Raw genomic sequence first — 16,235 nt, 5'->3', positions numbered from 1 at the left:
AGGACTTTCCAGAAACGAACGGCCGGACCCTAGGCAGCCTCGGGCGCCAAGAGTTTGCGCCAGCACAAAGACCGTGACGTTTTTCCCCGGCAAGGGAGCACCATGAAAGCCGATGCCCCCGTTCCGCGCCGTTTCGACAGTCTTCAGGATTTCGTCGCCCTTCTGGAGCGGCGGGCGCGGTTGACGCGCATCCGCGAGCCGGTCTCGCTCGTCCACGAGGTGACGGAAATCCATCGCCGCGTTTTGGCCGAGGACGGGCCGGCGCTGCTCTTCGAGCGGCCGGTGGATGCCGCGGGCCGCATTCAGCCCATTCCGCTTCTCGCCAATCTTTTCGGTACACGCGAACGCATCGAATGGGGTTTCGGCCTCGAGGCCGGCGACCTGCCGCACCTTGCCGCCTTCCTCGCCGACCTGCGCGACCCCAGGCCGCCACGCTCCCTGCGCGATGCCTGGCAGAAGTTGCCGCATCTGAAGGCCGCCCTGTCGATGAACCCGCGCACGGTCCGTCGCGCCCCCTGTCAGGCGACCGTCTGGCAAGGCGAAGACGCCGATCTCGACCGCCTGCCGATCCAGACCTGCTGGCCGGGCGAACCCGCCCCCCTCGTCAGCTGGCCGCTCGTCATCACGCAGGCACCGGACGATCCGGCAGACATCAATGTCGGCATCTACCGCATGCAGAAGCTCGGCAAGAACCGGCTCATCCTGCGTTGGCTCGCCCATCGCGGCGGCGCGCGTCACCATCGCCTCTGGCAGGCGGCAGGGCGCGACATGCCGGTTGCGGTCGTCATCGGCGCCGACCCGGCGACGATCCTCTCCGCCGTCATGCCGCTGCCCGACGGCATGAGCGAGCTCAGCTTTGCCGGCGCGCTCAGCGGCCGCCGGCAGGAGACGGCCTGCGGCCTTACCGTGCCGCTGCCCATTCCCGCCAGCGCGGAGATCGTGCTCGAAGGCACAGTCTCGGCCGACGAGACGGCGGAGGAAGGCCCCTATGGCGACCACACCGGCTACTACAATGCCGTCGAGCCCTTCCCGGTCATGACGCTTTCGGCGATCACCCTGCGCAAGGACCCGCTCTATCTTTCCACCTATACCGGCCGGCCGCCGGACGAGCCGTCAAGACTCGGCGAGGCGATGAACGAACTCTTCGTGCCGCTGGTCAAACGCCAGTTCCCGGAAATCCTCGACCTGTGGCTACCGCCCGAGGCCTGCTCCTACCGTGCCATGGTGGTTTCCATCGACAAGCGCTATCCCGGCCAGGCGCGGCGGGTGATGATGGGCCTCTGGTCCATGCTGCCGCAGTTCAGCTACACCAAGCTGATCATCGCCGTCGACGGCGATATCGACGTGAAAAGCTGGCCGGACGTGATCTGGGCGCTCTCCACCCGCTTCGATGCCGGCCGCGACCTGATGCTCGTGGAAAACACGCCGATCGACTATCTCGACTTCGCCTCCCCCAAATCCGGCCTCGGCGGCAAGCTCGGGCTGGATGCGACGCGGAAGATCGGCACGGAGAGCGAGCGGGAATGGGGGCGGGTCCTCACTATGACACCCGACGTCGTCGCGAGGGTAGACCACCTCTGGGCTTCTCTCGGCCTTTCGGAGCCGTCTGCATGAGCTTAGAACGGGTGATCGTCGGCGTAACCGGCGCCTCCGGTGCAGGACTTGCCGTGCGCATCGTCGAGCGGCTCGCCGCGCTCGGCGACGTCGAGATCCATCTCGTGGTCTCCGATGCCGCGCACCGCACGCTGGATCTCGAATGCGGCACGGACGCGCTGGAACGCCTGCTGCCGCTCGTCCATCGCCACCATCCGACAAACGATATCGGCGCGTCGATTGCCAGCGGCTCGTTCCCCGTCCGCGGCATGATCGTCGCGCCCTGCTCCATGCAGACGCTCTCGGCCATCGCCACCGGCCGGACGGACACGCTGATCGGCCGTGCTGCCGATGTGCAACTGAAGGAACGCCGCCGGCTCGTTCTTCTCGCGCGCGAGACGCCGTTGCATCTCGGCCATCTGCGCAACATGTGCGCCGTGACGGAGATGGGTGCCATCGTCATGCCCCCGGTGCCGGCCTTCTACCATTGCCCGCAATCCGTGGCCGATATCGTCGACCACCTCGCCGCCCGCGCCATCGATCTTCTGGCAATGCCGCACCCGTCTCTTGCGCGCCCCTGGGAGGGGGCCGAGGGCGCGGGATAACGGAAAAGGCAAGGTATGAAACCGGGCCGCTCGAAGGAGCAGCCCGGTTTTTTGATGCCTTAGCCGATGCTCATCAGGCTCGCATTGCCACCGGCGGCGGCCGTGTTGATGGAGGTCGAGACCTCCTCGAGCAGCCAGTTGAGGCAATAGGCTTCCGCGCCCGCCCGGATTTCCGCCGTGGTGGCGGCCTGCGTCAGGACAAGCGGGCCGGGCAGCGCCGCGATGCGGCGGGCGGCATCGACCACCCTCTCCCCGTCCCCTTCGATGAGCGCACCCGCATAGGGACCATCCGCCGCCCACTCGGTCGACCAGGAAGTCAGGGCCGCAAGGCTCGCCGGAAGGCCGGCAAGTGTGGACTGGAGCCCGGAAGCGGCATCGATCACCGCCCTGTTGCCCGTGGCGAACACCGCGCCGAGCTGGGCGAGCAACCCTTCTTCCGTCATCGGCGCGAGAAGGATCCAGCCGCGCGGATGGAGCGCGTAAAGGTTCTTCTCGCCGACGGGGCCGGGAAGTTCGAGGTCCAGTCCGAGCGCCGAATTGCTGCCGAGATCCCGCACTCGATCCGAAAGCTCCGACTTACCATTTCCGCGCAGCCACTGCGCAAAATCGAGCACTGCCGGCTGGATATGGACGGAGCTGTGTTGCGGGGGAACCGGCGGGACCTGCACGAGACGGCCGATATAGAGAGGGCCGCCGGCCTTGGGCCCGGTGCCCGAGAGCCCCCGGCCGCCGAACGGCTGCACGCCGACAATGGCGCCGATGATGTTGCGGTTGACGTAGATATTGCCAGCCTTCACACGGCCGGTGACATGGGCAATCGTCTCGTCTAGGCGCGTGTGCAGGCCGAAAGTCAGGCCGTAACCCGTCGCATTGATGTCGTCGATCAGGCGGTCGACGTCTTCGCGCTTGTAGCGGATGACATGCAGGACCGGGCCGAACACTTCGCGCTCCAGATCGGCAAGCGACTGCAGCTCGATGATGGTGGGCGAAACGAAGGTGCCAAGGGCGGCCTCCGCGGGAAGCGCCACCTGCTCGATCTTGCGACCGCGCGCACGCATTTTCTCGATATGCGCCTCAATCGTCTGCTTGGCCTCCGCGGTGATGACCGGGCCGGTGTCGACACTGAGCTTGTCTGTGCGGCCGATCTTCAGTTCGGCAAGCGCGCCCTTCAACATGGTGAGCGTACGATCGGCGACGTCCTCCTGCAGGCACAGCACGCGCAGCGCCGAGCAACGCTGGCCGGCACTGTCGAAGGCCGAGGCGATGACGTCGAACACCACCTGTTCGGCGAGCGCCGAGGAATCGACGATCATCGCATTCTGTCCGCCAGTCTCGGCGATCAGCGGAATCGGCTTGCCCACAGCCGACAGGCGGCCGGAGAGTTCCTTCTGGATGAGGCGGGCGACTTCCGTCGAGCCGGTGAACATCACGCCTGCCGTTTCCGGCGCACCGACAAGCGCGGCGCCGACGCGGCCGTCGCCCGGCAGCAGTTGCAGCGCACCGACCGGAATACCGGCTTCATGCAGAATGCGCACGGCCTCGGCGGCGATCAGCGGCGTTTCCTCCGCCGGCTTTGCCAGCACCGGGTTGCCGGCGACGAGCGCGGCCGCGATCTGACCGGAGAAGATCGCCAGCGGGAAGTTCCACGGGCTGATGCAGACAATGGGGCCGAGCGGCGGATGGCCGGCACCCAGCGTGCGCCGCGCCTGTTCGGCATAGTAGCGCAGGAAGTCGATCGCCTCGCGCACTTCGGCAATGGCATTGGCGGCGGACTTGCCCGCCTCGCGGATGGCAAGGCCGATCAGGGTCGCGATCTCCGCCTGCATCAGGTCGGCGGCGCGATCGAGCCGGTCGCCGCGCTCGCGCGGCGGCACCGCCGCCCAGGCCGGAGCCGCTTCCAGTGCAAGCCTCGCGGCCTTCGCGACGCCTGCATCCGTGGTCTCGATGACGGTACCGACCATGTCCCTGTGATCGGCCGGATTGAGCACCGCCCGCCGCTCGCCCTCGCTGGAACCGTCGGCGATGACAGGTACGGCCTGCCATTCGACGGCAGCTGTCTTCGCAAGGTCCTGCGCCAGCCTCGCCAGTACAGTCTCGTTGGAAAGATCGAGGCCGGCGGAATTCAGGCGGCCCTTGCCGTAGAGGTCTGCGGGAAGCGCGATCTTGTCATGCTTGCCGCCCGGCACTGGCATGGCGCGCACCACGGCCGCCGGATCGGCGATGAGCTCGTCGACCGAGATGGCCGGATCGGCAATGCGGTTGACGAAGGAGGAATTCGCACCGTTTTCCAGCAGGCGGCGGACGAGATAGGCGAGCAGCGTCTCATGCGTGCCGACCGGTGCATAAATACGGCACGGGCGGTTCAGCTTCTCCTGGCCGACGACCTCGTCATAGAGCGGTTCGCCCATGCCGTGCAGGCACTGGAACTCATAGTCGCCGACGCGGAAATCCGGACCGGCAAGCTGGTAGATCGTGGCGAGCGACTGGGCGTTGTGCGTGGCAAACTGCGGGAAGACCACATCCTTCGCCGCCAGCAGCTTCTGGGCGCAGGCGATGTAGGAGATGTCCGTGTGGATTTTCCGCGTGAAGACGGGGAACTCTTCCAGCCCGTCGAGCTGCGCGCGCTTGATCTCGGCGTCCCAATAGGCGCCTTTGACGAGGCGCACCATGATGCGCCGGTTGGAACGTCGGGCAAGATCGATGATGAAATCAAGCACGAAGGGGCAGCGCTTGCCATAGGCCTGCACCACGAAGCCGACGCCATCCCAGCCTGCGAGGGCCGGATCGTGGCAAAGCTCCTCCAGCAGATCGAGCGACAGCTCCAACCGGTCAGCCTCCTCGGCATCGATGTTGAGGCCGATATTGTAGGACTTCGCGATGGCGGCCAGCGCCTTCACCTTGGGCAGCAGCTCGCCCATCACCCGCTCTGCCTGGGCGCGCACATAGCGCGGATGCAGCGCGGACAGCTTGATCGAGATGCCGGGGCCTTCATAGATACCGCGGCCGGCCGAGGCCTTGCCGATGGCGTGGATGGCGTTTTCGTAGTCGCGATAATAGCGCTCCGCATCCGCGGCCGTCGTCGCCGCCTCGCCGAGCATGTCGTAGGAATAGCGGAAGCCCTTGCGCTCCATGGCGCGCGAATTGCGCAGCGCCTCGTCGATCGTCTCGCCGGTGACGAACTGCTCGCCCATCATGCGCATGGCCATATCGACACCGCGGCGGATGACAGGCTCGCCGCAACGGGCGATGAGGCGCGTGAGGGCAGCGGAAAGGCCGCGATCATTGACGGTGGAGGTCAGCTTGCCCGTAACCACGAGGCCCCAGGTGGCGGCATTGACGAAGAGCGAACGACCGCCCCCCATATGCGACTTCCAGTCACCTTCCGAAATCTTGTCGCGGATCAGCGCGTCGCGGGTCGCGTTGTCGGGAATGCGTAGCAGCGCCTCGGCAAGGCACATCAGCGCGACGCCCTCCTGGCTGGAGAGCGAATATTCGTGCACCAGCCCCTCGACGCCGGAGCCCTTGTGCTTGGCACGCAGCGCGACGATCAGCGTGCGGGCGGTCTCCCGGATGCGCGCGACTGCATCAGCCGGAAGGGTAGCCTTTTCGAGCAGAGGGCGAACAGCGTCCTCTTCCGGCGTACGATAGGCGGCGGTGATGCGCTGGCGCAGCTCGCTCTGCGGCCGGATCGGCGGCGCAAAATCAGCGAAAGCGGAGATTTGTTGTTCGTTTGCAGACTGGACCATTTCCATCACCATCTCGGGTTCGGCCACTGGATGCGAGGAGAGGATACACCGCTTGCCGATGCATTCCAGCCTCATGGCGCTGGCGCGGAAGATAGTCGATTGCCTTGCGATTTTCTCACCATTATGGGAACATAAACAGGATCTATCTCCATATATTCGCGCCAGAAGTGAGATTAATGTCCAAGATAAAGCCTATCTATAGTGAAATAGACGCGATCGACCGCAAGATCCTCGATCTTCTCGTTGAAAATGCACGGATTTCCATCACAGAAATGTCCGAAATCGTCGGGCTTTCGAAGACCCCCTGCACGCTGCGTCTGCAACGCCTGATCAATGACGGCTATATCGACAGCTTCCGCGCCGTGCTCAACCCGAAGAAACTCGGGCTCGACCATGTCGCCTTCGCCGAGGTGAAGCTTTCGGACACCAAGGAAGCGGCGCTCAACGCCTTCAACAGCGCGGTGCGCAAGATCAAGGAGGTCGAGGAGTGCCACATGATCGCCGGCCGCTTCGACTATCTGATCAAGATCCGCACCGCCGATATCCGCCGCTACCGGGAGGTGCTGGGCGAGAAGATCTCGAGCCTGCCGAATGTCGCCAGCACCTCGACCTCCGTCGCCATGGAATCCATCAAGGAAGGTGGGCGATGAACCCGGTCAGCCGTTGCGGCGGAAGCCTTCGCTGGCCGTGAGCAGGCTGCGCGTATAGTCCTTCGTCACCCGGTGCGCCGCAAGGTCCGTGGAGGCGAGTTGTTCCACCGCCTGCCCGTGCTGCATGACCATCAGCCGGTCGCACATATGGGTGACGACGGCAAGGTCGTGGCTGACCATGACGAAAGTGAGCTTGCGCGCCGCGCGCACCTGTTCGAGCAGGTTCAGCACCTCGGCCTGCACCGAGGCATCGAGTGCGGAGGTCGGCTCGTCGAGCAGCAGGATGGACGGTTCGAGGATCAGGGCCCGGGCGATCGCCACGCGCTGGCGCTGGCCGCCGGAAAGCTGGTGCGAATAGCGGAAGCGGAAGCTCGCGCCGAGCCCCACCTCGTCCAGCGCCCGCACGATGCGGCTTTCAGAATTGTCGAAGCCGTGGATGGCGAGCGGTTCCAGCAACAGCCGGTCGACCGTCTGGCGCGGGTGCAGCGATCCATAGGGATCCTGAAACACCATCTGCACCTGTCGATAAAAGGCCTTGTCGCGTTTGTCGCCAAGCACCTTGCCGTCGACGGTGATCGTGCCACCGGAAACCGGCGCGAGCCCGGCGACCGCCCGCAGCAGCGTCGACTTGCCGGAGCCGGATTCGCCGACCAGCCCGAAAGATTCGCCCGGCGCCACCGCGAGGCTGACATTCTCAAGGGCGACGAAATCGTCGAAGACGACGCTGAGGCCGTCGATGGCAAGAGCCGCGGTCATAGCGCCCACTCCGGCTTGCGGTCGAGAACCGGCAAGGGATGCCGGTCGACACCGATCTTCGGCATGCAGTTGAGCAGGCCCCGCGTATAGGGGTGCTCGGCCTCGGAAAGCCGGGAGGCCGGCAACTCCTCGACGATGCGCCCGGCATACATGACGATGACCCGGTCGCAGAAGGACGACACCAGCCTGAGATCGTGCGAGATGAAGATCAGCCCCATACCGCGATCGGCGACCAGCCGGTGGAGGATGCCGAGTACTTCGAGCTGGACGGTCACGTCGAGCGCCGAGGTCGGTTCGTCGGCGATCAAAAGCTCCGGTCCCGCCACCAGCATCATGGCGATCATCGCACGCTGGCCCATACCGCCGGAGACCTCGTGCGGATAAAGGTCGAAGACACGTTCGGGGTCGCGAATCTGCACGGCGGCCAGCATGTCGAGCGCTCGCCTGCGCGCTTCCGCCTTGCCGACCGGCTCGTGTGTGCGCAGCGTCTCGATGATCTGGCGGCCGATGCTCATGACCGGATTGAGCGAATATTTCGGATCCTGCAGGATCATGGCGATGCGTTTGCCGCGCAGGGCGCGCCGCTCCGCCTTCGAGGCCGCGGTGAGATCGATGCCGTTGAAATCCAGCTTTTCCGCCGAGATCCGGCCGTGCTCCGGCGTCAGCCCCATGATGGCGCGGCCGGTCTGCGACTTGCCCGAGCCGCTTTCGCCGACAATGCCGAGCCGTTCTCGGCCGAGCGTGAAGGACACGCCACGCACCGCCTCGACTACGCCGGTGCGGGTGGGGAACGTGACACGCAGCTCCTTGACGTCGAGAAGCGCGCTCATTGGCTGCTCCCGCGCGGATCCAGCGCATCGCGCAGGCCATCGCCCAAGAGGTTGAAGCCGAGGCTGACGACGAGGATGGCAAAACCCGGCATGGCGGCCACCCACCACTGGTCGAGGATGAAGCGGCGGCCAGAGGCGATCATCGCGCCCCATTCCGGCAGCGGCGGCTGCGCGCCGAGACCGAGGAAGCCGAGGCCCGCCGCCGTCAGGATGATGCCCGCCATGTCGAGCGTCACGCGCACGATAAGCGAGGAGATGCAGAGCGGCATGATGTGACGCAGCACGATGCGCCAGGGCGAGGCGCCCATCAGCCGCACGGCCGAGATATAGTCGGAGTTTCGCACCGTCAGCGTCTCGGCGCGGGCAATGCGCGCATAGGGCGGCCAGGAGGTGATGGCAATGGCGATGATGGCATTGCCGATGCCGGGCCCGAGCGCCGCGACGAAGGCGAGCGCCAGCACGAGCTTCGGGAAGGCAAGGAAGATGTCGGTGATGCGCATCAGCACGGCATCCACCCAGCCGCCGGCATAACCGGCGACGGTGCCGACCAGAAGGCCGAGCGGCGCGGCGATGATGGCGACCAGCAGCACGACCTGAAGCGTCAGGCGCGAGCCGTAGATGAGGCGCGAAAGGATATCGCGGCCCTGGTCGTCCGTGCCGAGCCAATGGGTGGCGTCCGGCGACAGCAGGCGGGACTTGGCAAGATCCCCGACATAGGGCGAATGCGGCGCAAGCAGCGGCGCGAAAACCGCAAGCACGATCAGTGCAAGGATGATCAGCAAGCCGATAACGGCAAGCCGGTTGGCGGCAAACCGCCGCCAGGTGACATAGGCGCGGCCGAGCCGGGCCTGCAGGCGCGATTGCGGCCGGTCGGTCAAAAGCCATTCACGGCGGGTCATGGCAGTCTCGTTCATCGTGTCCTCGTCCGCGGATCGAGCATGCGGTAGAGCACGTCGGATAACAGGTTGATGGCGATGAAGACGGAACCGATGACGATGGTACCGCCGAGAACCGCGTTCATGTCGGCATTCTGCAGCGAATTTGTGATGTAGAGGCCAAGGCCCGGCCAGGCGAAGACGGTCTCCGTCAGCACCGAGCCCTCCAGCAGGCCGGCATAGGAGAGCGCGATCACCGTAACGAGCGGCACGGCCGCATTGCGCAGCGCATGGCCCCAGATGATGCGGGTTTCCGACAGGCCCTTGGCGCGCGCCGCGACGATGTATTCCTGGCCGAGTTCATTCAGCATGAAGGACCGCGTCATGCGGCTGATATAGGCAAGCGAGAAATAGCCGAGCAGCGAGCCCGGCAGCACGATATGCGAGACGATGTCGCGGAAAGCCGCCCAATCACGGTTGAGGATCGCGTCGAGCAGGAAAAAGCCGGTGATCGGCGTGAAGGTATATTCGAACACCACATCGATGCGGCCGGGACCGGATGCCCAGCCGAGGCGGGCATAGAACACCAGGAGGGCAAGGAGGCCGAGCCAGAAGATCGGCACCGAGTAGCCAACGAGACCCACGATGCGCACGATCTGGTCGGCAAGGCTGCCGCGCCGGACGGCCGCAAGCACCCCGAGCGGAATGCCGAAGGACGCCCCAATGAGCGTACCGACGGTGGCAAGCTCCATGGTCGCCGGGAAGACGCGGCGGATATCGGTCATCACCGGATTGGTGGTAAGCACCGAGGTGCCGAAGTCGCCCTGCAGCACGCCTTTCACATAGAGGAAGAACTGCTGGTAGTAGGGCAGGTTAAAGCCCATTTCCTGCCGCACGCGTTCAACGACATGGGCGGGCGCCCGGTCACCGACGATCGCCAGCACCGGATCGATCGGCACGACACGGCCGATGAAGAAGGTGACGGCGAGAAGGCCGAGATAGGTGGTGGCGACGACCACGACGAAGCCGGCGATCGACTTGAGGGTCGCAAAGGCGCGCCGGTTGGCGCGCCTTGCCGGCATTTGTCTTTCAGCAGTGCTCAAGGAACCGATCCTTCCGGGTCATTCCTTGGACACGGTGGCGAGGAAGTTCGTGTCCATGGTCGGGCCGAGCTTGTAGTTCTTCACCGCGCCGCGCACACCGGCCACTTCGGTCTGCTGGAAGATCATGACGAAGGGGCTCGTATCCAGCGCCTGCTGCTGCAGCTTCTTGTACATCTCGGCGCGCTTGTCGTTGTCGCGCTCCAGAAGCGCAGCTTTCGCCTCTGCGGTCAGCTCAGGGATATCCCATGCGTTACGCCAGGCCAGCGTCTTGACCGAGGCCTCGTCGCCATTGTCGGGGTTCGACGTGAAGGCTTCCGCGTTCGAGTTCGGATCCCAGTAATCCATGCCCCACTGGCCGATATACATATCGTGGTTGCGGGCGCGGTACTTGGTCAGCGTCTGCTTACCATCTCCAGGGATGATCTCGACCTTCACGCCGGCCTGGCCGGCGGTCTGCTGGAAGGATTCGGCAATGCCGGTCACGGGCTGCGTGTTGCGCACGTCGAAGGTGACGGAGAAGCCGTCCTTCAGGCCCGCCTTTTCCAGAAGCTCCTTCGCCTTGGCAACGTCGAACTTGTAAGGGCTCGCATCGAGCGCACCGAGCACGCCCTTGGCCTGATAGGTCTGGCGAATCTCGCCGATACCCTTGATCAGCGTGGCACCGATCGCATCATAATCGACGAGATATTTGAGCGCCTCGCGCACTTCCGGCTTGGAGAGGTTCTCGTTCTTCTGGTTGAGGCTGATATAGTAGACCGTGCCCTTTGCCGCGCTGGTGGTAGCAAGATCGGCATTCTTGGAAACGGCCTCGAAATCGCCCGGCTCGAGATTACGCGCGACGTCAATATCGCCGGCCTCGAGCATCAGGCGCTGGGTCGCGCTTTCCTTGACGTGGCGGTAAATGACGCGGGTGAGCGCCGGCTTGTCACCGTAATAGTTGTCGTTGCGCTCCATCACGAGGATTTCGTTGGCGCGCCAGTCGCGAATCTTGAACGGGCCGGAGCCGGCATAGTTGGTCTTCAACCATGCATAGCCGAAATCGGTATCGTACTTGTATTCGTCGCTCGGCGTCTTGGCTTCGGCATGCTCCATGACAAGCTTCTTGTCGAGCACCGCGCCCACCGTCGCGGTGAGGCAGTTGAGCACGAAGCTCGGCGCATAGGCCTTGTCGACGGTGAAGACGAATGTGCCCGCGTCCACTGCCTTGGCTTTTTCGGCGACATTGTCGCCGGTCAGGCCGAACTGGGTGAGGATGAAGGCCGGGCTCTTGTCGAGCTTGACGACACGCTCGAACGACCAGGCGACATCCTCGGCGGTGACCGGGTTGCCGGACGCGAATTTGATGCCGGGCTTCAGCTTGAACGTATAGGTCAGGCCGTCCTCGGAGACCTCCCAGCTCTCGGCGATGCCACCCTTGACCTTGGTCGTATCCGCAACATCAAGGCGCACCAGCATGTCATAGCCGTTGCCGAGGAATTCGGCAGGGCTCAGCTCGAAGGATTCGGCCGGGTCGAGCGTGATCGTGTCATCGATCGCCCAAGCCTGCACCAGCGTATCGGCCGGCGTCTCGGCAAAGGCCGGCGCCACGCCGCCGGACGCTAGCAACAACGAAAAGGCTACGCCGGCAAGCAGCGGACGAACGCGTACGGTGATGTTTTCCCTGATCATTCCAGTTCCCCGTTTCACACGATTTTCCCTTGGCGCCCCATGCACGCGCGTGCACCCGATGCCATTTTTAAAATTCAATCACGATATCGACGGCAAAGACAATCCCCCTTCAGGACGATACAGGGGAAATCACCCGGCGCCACTCCTGCGGGAACGACAGGAATGACGATTGCCAAGCAATATGAAAGCCTTTACTAACGAAAGCAGTGCGGCACCGCTTGCATCACACGGCCGAAAGACGCAACCATTCCGCGCAACCCTGAAGTGCCGTGCGGTCGTCAAGAAGCAGGTGAACGGGGAAGCTTTCCATGAAATCCGCCTGACGGCCCTTCGCCAGGAAGGCTTCGAGGAACGTCTGATCTTGCGCGAGAGGCCCGGCAAAGGCGCGGGAGACGCCGCCCGAGAGATAGACGCCCGAAAAGGGCAGATAGGCGAGCGCAAGATCGCCGCAGACACGCCCGAGCAGGCGCATGAACATATGACCTGCCTCTTCACAGTCCCTATCCGCCTTCGCGACCGCAAGCCGCGACACCTCAACCGCAGTCGTTGCAAGGGGCCCGCGCCTGGCTTGGGCGCATTGCCATTGATAGATCTCGAAGAGGCCGCGGCCCGACAGGGCACGCTCCACCGACGCCCGCCCGCGCCCCACCGAAAGCGCGGCCTGCAGCGAAAACTCCACTTCGCCGGCGAGCGGCAGCGTCATGTGCCCGCATTCCGCCGCCACGACATGGGGCGCTCCACCAAAACGGGAGGGGCACCAGGCCGAAGCGTTGAAGCCCGTACCGGCACCGAGCACCAGCCGTGGCCCCGGCTGCCCGGATGCCCTGCCCGGCGTCAGGCATTGCGTCTCCAGCCTTTCCACCTGACCCATCGCGTAGCCGAGCGCCTCGAAATCGTTGATGAAATCGACCCGGTCAGCACCGGAGGTCAACGCCACGCGATCTCGTCTGATGGTCCAGTCCCGGTTCGTCAGCGTGGCCCCTTCGGCCGTCGCCACGGCCGCAAGTGCGATGCAGACACGGTCGACGCGGCTTTCCCCGCGCTCGCGCAGGAACGCCGCCGCCACAGCATAAAAGTCCTCGAAATCATCATTGGCATAACTGCTCGTGCTCTCGGAGAGCAGGACGCCGTCACGAACGAGGCCAAGGCGGGTATTGGTTCCACCGATATCGCAGGCAAGTGCAAGCATGGGGATCCGCCTATCGTGCAATCGGCTGGGCCGTGCCGGCGGCAGCGGCCCGATAGGCCGCATCGATCATCGCGAAGGCCCTGCGGCCGTCTTCCAGGGTGACGGGCATCGGACCACCGTGCTTCAGGGCATCGACGAAAGCCCAGGCGACATGCTCGTGAAACACGCCCGTCTTGAACGAAGGCACGATCGGCGAGGCCGACCATCCCCCCTCCTCGCCGCGCCGGAAAACACGCAAAAAATCGGTCTCGCGTGTCGGACGCGAGGCAATGTCCACGCCGGAAAGCAGGATCGATCCTTCCGTGCCGTAGATCTCGATCGATGTATCGGCGCCGGCAAAACACCAGCTCGTCGTCACCTCGGCAATCATGCCATCCGCATAGCGGAAGGTGGCGACTGCCGTATCCTCCACCAGCAGGCCGAGCGTGGAGGAGAGGGTGGCATAGGCGGTTTCCGGCTCGCCGAACATCCAGCGCAGGAAATCAGCGGCGTGCACGCCTTCGTCGAGCAGCGTGCCGCCGCCCGAGCGCGCCGGATCGACGAACCAGGCAGAGCGGAAGGTCTCCGTCAGGCCGTGACTGTGGCCGTGTCGCACACGGCACAGCGTTATCCGGCCAAGCGTCTTCTCTTTCAGGAGGCGCGCGATCTCATGGTTGGCGGGATCGAAACGCTTCGGGAAACTCTGCATGAAGCGGATGCCCGTGCGCGCCACCACGTCGGCGATGGCATCGCACTGCGCCTGATCGATGCCGAGCGGCTTTTCGCAAAGCACCGGCCGGCCGGCCGCGGCGGCGGCCTCCACCAGTGGCAAATGCGCATCCGTCGCCGAGCAGATGGCGACCGCGTGGCTCTTGCGGATGAGGGTCACAAGATCGTGTGCAACCTCAAGGCCATGACGGGCGGCAAAGTCCGCAGCCGCCGTTTCGGACGCATCCCAGACGCCGACGACCTTCACCTCGGGCCGCTCCAGAAAGGCACGGGTCCAGAAGTTGGCGTGGTAGTGCTCGACGCCGAGTATCGCGATCTTCAGGCGCATCCGGCCTTCTCCCCTTCCCCGCCGACCGGCATTCGCGTGCCGGCCTGCGCTGCTGCATAAAGTGTTTCCGCCACCTCGATCGAGCGCAGCCCGGCGGCGGCCGTGTCGTCGGCCGGCGCCTCGCCACGCACAGTCGACAACCAGTGGCGATGATGGGCCGCACCAAGCGGCTCATCCGGCAGGTCGGGCCCCGACCAGCCCGCCATGCCGGTAACGGATGGCGCGTTGATGGCTGCTCCGCCACGCTCGGTGCGCAGCCAGACCGTGCCATGCTCGGCATAGAGTTCCAGGCGGAAACGGTCACATCCGGCAAGTTCGGTGTAGCTCATCTCATGGCTCACCCGTGTGCCGCCGGCCACCCTGTAGGTGGCGAGTACATTGTCTTCGAGCTCCGTCCGCACCGTTCTCCCGTCGGCCAGCCGGCGCTCGGGCTGCGCCGTCATCATATCGGCGGCAACAGACTCGATCGGGCCGAGGAGATGTTGCATGAGGTCGATGCCATGCACCCCGAGCTGCATGACGACGCCGCCCGAAACGTTGCCGGGCTTGAAGAACCAGTCGTTCCAGTCCGCTCCCGGCGTGGCGTTGCGAAGGCGCACGGAGTGGATGGCGCCAAGCGTGCCGGCCTCGATCTGGCTGCGCAGCCAGCGCACCTCGGGAAAATAACGATGCATGAAACTGACGGTAAGGTGCCGCCCCGCCCGCTCATCTGCGGCGAGGATGGCACGGCATTGTGCGCTGGAGAGCGCCATCGGCTTCTGCAGGAGCACCCGCTTGCCAGCCCCCAGCGCATCGATCGCGATACGCTCATGCGTGTCGTCGGGCGTCGCGATGACGACGGCGTCGATTGCGCCGTCGTCCAGCACGCGGCGATAATCGGTCTCGGCCCGGCCGATGCCGAGCGCCGCAGCCTTCGCCTCTGTTGCCTCCGCTCGCCTTCCGGCAAGAACGGCGATATCGGCCCCGCCGGCGGCACGAAGACCGTTGATGTGGTAGTCGGCGATGAAACCCGCGCCGATGACAGCGACGGCGATCCGATCGGCAGCCGAACGGGACATGATGATCAATCCGCTTGGGTGACAAGGGAACGCCCGCCATGGCAGGCGCCCGGTTTCTTCAGGAGGTCAGGGCGCCCATTGGCCCTCAACCGACACAGCTGCGGCGTTCGCCGCCTTCAGTGGGGCGGTGTAGGTGTACGTGAGCACATCCTTCGCCTCGCCTGGAATACGGTTCGTCGCCTTGAGGTAGTCGGCAATTGCCGCCATGTCCTCGACATAGGACGTATCGATATCCGGCTTGAAGGTGTAGTCGCCGAGAAGCGTGGTGTTCATCTCGACCGGCTGCTTCTGGAAGTCGGAGAAGATCTTCAGGACCTCGTCCTTGTTGGCGGGGTTGGCGACATAGGCTTGTGCCTTGGTGAGAACCTTCACCAGCGCCTCCGTCGCGACGGGATGGGCGCGCACCCAATCCTGCGAGGCGACCCAGACGGTTCGGTTGTTGGAGACGGCGACATCCTCGCCGCTGTTCTTGGCAAAGAAGCTCTTCGTGCCCGTATGCACGATCTTGGCGCCCTGCTCCTGCACCGCACGATAGGGGAAGGGCTCCCAGAAGATGATGCCCTGGATCTCGTTGTTGGCCATGGCGGCCATGGCCTCCGGCGGCGCAAGGTTCACCGTCTGGAGCTTTGCGGCATCGAGGCCGTAGTGCTTGGCGACATTGGCAAGCAGGGCGCCCGAGGTGGAGGAGACCAGCAGGCCGAACTTCACCTTTGCGAGGTCCTCCGGATTCTCGACGCCGGCATCCTTGCGGACCACGATCTTTTCCAACCCGTGGCTGACGGCATTCGTGCCGAGGATCACGACGGGTACGCCATTGTGCGCCATCGAGACCGGCGGCAGGTTGCCGGGCGTCCAGAGCTGGATCTCGTCGGCGAGCAGCGCCTCACCGGCGAGATTGCCGGACGCGAAGGTCTTGAACTCGACGGTCTTGAAGCCGGCCTCGTCAAACCAGCCTTTCTCCTTGGCAACGATATGGACGAGGAACGGCAGGTCCGGACCGATGCTGATGGACAGCGTGTCGGTTTCAACCTCCGTGGCGGCGGACGGGCCGGCTGCAAGGAGCAGGCCGGCCATGGCGGCGGATATCAGGGATTTCAAGACGATGCGCATGTGGTTCTCCCTCTTG

The 16,235-nt window shown here is 64.8% G+C and carries 13 protein-coding genes; 3 read left to right on the top strand and 10 right to left on the bottom strand.

Features of this window, described 5'->3' with window-relative positions; genetic code table 11:
* The first annotated feature begins 102 nt into the window (after window positions 1-102).
* Window positions 103-1,614, top strand: a complete 1,512-nt coding sequence (locus tag AKG11_RS08835) for a UbiD family decarboxylase (protein WP_050743628.1) — start codon at window positions 103-105, stop codon at window positions 1,612-1,614.
* Entirely contained in the window at window positions 1,611-2,198 is a 588-nt protein-coding gene (locus tag AKG11_RS08830) for a UbiX family flavin prenyltransferase (RefSeq protein WP_050743627.1), read from the top strand. Before AKG11_RS08835 ends, AKG11_RS08830 begins: the two co-directional genes overlap by 4 nt.
* Window positions 2,199-2,257: 59 nt before the next feature.
* On the opposite strand, the gene putA is transcribed toward AKG11_RS08830, so the two are convergent.
* Window positions 2,258-5,944 carry a trifunctional transcriptional regulator/proline dehydrogenase/L-glutamate gamma-semialdehyde dehydrogenase gene (gene putA, locus AKG11_RS08825; RefSeq protein ID WP_050743808.1) on the bottom strand — a complete coding sequence of 1,229 codons (3,687 nt, stop codon included), beginning with the start codon at window positions 5,942-5,944 and terminating at the stop codon, window positions 2,258-2,260.
* Window positions 5,945-6,120: 176 nt separating this feature from the next.
* Here putA and AKG11_RS08820 point away from each other — a divergent pair, with 176 nt between their 5' ends.
* The gene (locus AKG11_RS08820) at window positions 6,121-6,594 is read left to right on the top strand and encodes an Lrp/AsnC family transcriptional regulator (protein WP_050743626.1); all 474 of its coding nucleotides are present in this window, start codon (window positions 6,121-6,123) and stop codon (window positions 6,592-6,594) included.
* A 6-nt stretch (window positions 6,595-6,600) separates the two neighbouring features.
* Here AKG11_RS08820 and AKG11_RS08815 read toward each other — a convergent pair whose 3' ends face one another.
* The 9 genes from AKG11_RS08815 to AKG11_RS08775 form a co-directional block, all read right to left on the bottom strand.
* Window positions 6,601-7,350 carry an ABC transporter ATP-binding protein gene (locus AKG11_RS08815; RefSeq protein ID WP_050743625.1) on the bottom strand — a complete coding sequence of 250 codons (750 nt, stop codon included), beginning with the start codon at window positions 7,348-7,350 and terminating at the stop codon, window positions 6,601-6,603.
* Window positions 7,347-8,180: an ABC transporter ATP-binding protein gene (locus AKG11_RS08810; RefSeq protein WP_050743624.1), complete on the bottom strand. Its 834-nt coding sequence runs from the start codon at window positions 8,178-8,180 to the stop codon at window positions 7,347-7,349. Before AKG11_RS08810 ends, AKG11_RS08815 begins: the two co-directional genes overlap by 4 nt.
* Window positions 8,177-9,094, bottom strand: a complete 918-nt coding sequence (nikC, locus tag AKG11_RS08805) for a nickel transporter permease (RefSeq protein ID WP_023517214.1) — start codon at window positions 9,092-9,094, stop codon at window positions 8,177-8,179. The genes AKG11_RS08810 and nikC overlap by 4 nt, the downstream gene beginning before the upstream one ends.
* The gene (locus AKG11_RS08800; RefSeq protein WP_050743623.1) at window positions 9,091-10,137 is read right to left on the bottom strand and encodes an ABC transporter permease; all 1,047 of its coding nucleotides are present in this window, start codon (window positions 10,135-10,137) and stop codon (window positions 9,091-9,093) included. Before AKG11_RS08800 ends, nikC begins: the two co-directional genes overlap by 4 nt.
* A 39-nt stretch (window positions 10,138-10,176) precedes the next feature.
* Window positions 10,177-11,826, bottom strand: coding sequence for an ABC transporter substrate-binding protein (locus tag AKG11_RS08795; protein ID WP_024271297.1), 1,650 nt, complete (start codon window positions 11,824-11,826; stop codon window positions 10,177-10,179).
* Between the two features lie 223 nt (window positions 11,827-12,049).
* Window positions 12,050-13,015 carry a glucokinase gene (locus AKG11_RS08790; protein ID WP_050743622.1) on the bottom strand — a complete coding sequence of 322 codons (966 nt, stop codon included), beginning with the start codon at window positions 13,013-13,015 and terminating at the stop codon, window positions 12,050-12,052.
* A 10-nt stretch (window positions 13,016-13,025) separates the two neighbouring features.
* On the bottom strand, window positions 13,026-14,051 hold the full coding sequence (locus tag AKG11_RS08785; RefSeq protein ID WP_050743621.1) for a Gfo/Idh/MocA family protein: 1,026 nt from the start codon (window positions 14,049-14,051) through the stop codon (window positions 13,026-13,028).
* A complete protein-coding gene (locus AKG11_RS08780; RefSeq protein ID WP_156334075.1) occupies window positions 14,042-15,109 on the bottom strand; it encodes a Gfo/Idh/MocA family protein in 1,068 nt (355 codons plus the stop codon). Before AKG11_RS08780 ends, AKG11_RS08785 begins: the two co-directional genes overlap by 10 nt.
* 66 nt (window positions 15,110-15,175) lie before the next feature.
* A complete protein-coding gene (locus tag AKG11_RS08775; protein ID WP_050743619.1) occupies window positions 15,176-16,219 on the bottom strand; it encodes an ABC transporter substrate-binding protein in 1,044 nt (347 codons plus the stop codon).
* Between the last annotated feature and the right edge of the window lie 16 nt (window positions 16,220-16,235).

The organism is Shinella sp. SUS2, assembly GCF_001262505.1.
In the GTDB taxonomy this organism is placed as follows: Bacteria; Pseudomonadota; Alphaproteobacteria; order Rhizobiales; family Rhizobiaceae; genus Shinella.
This window is presented reverse-complemented; position numbering and strand designations above follow the sequence as displayed.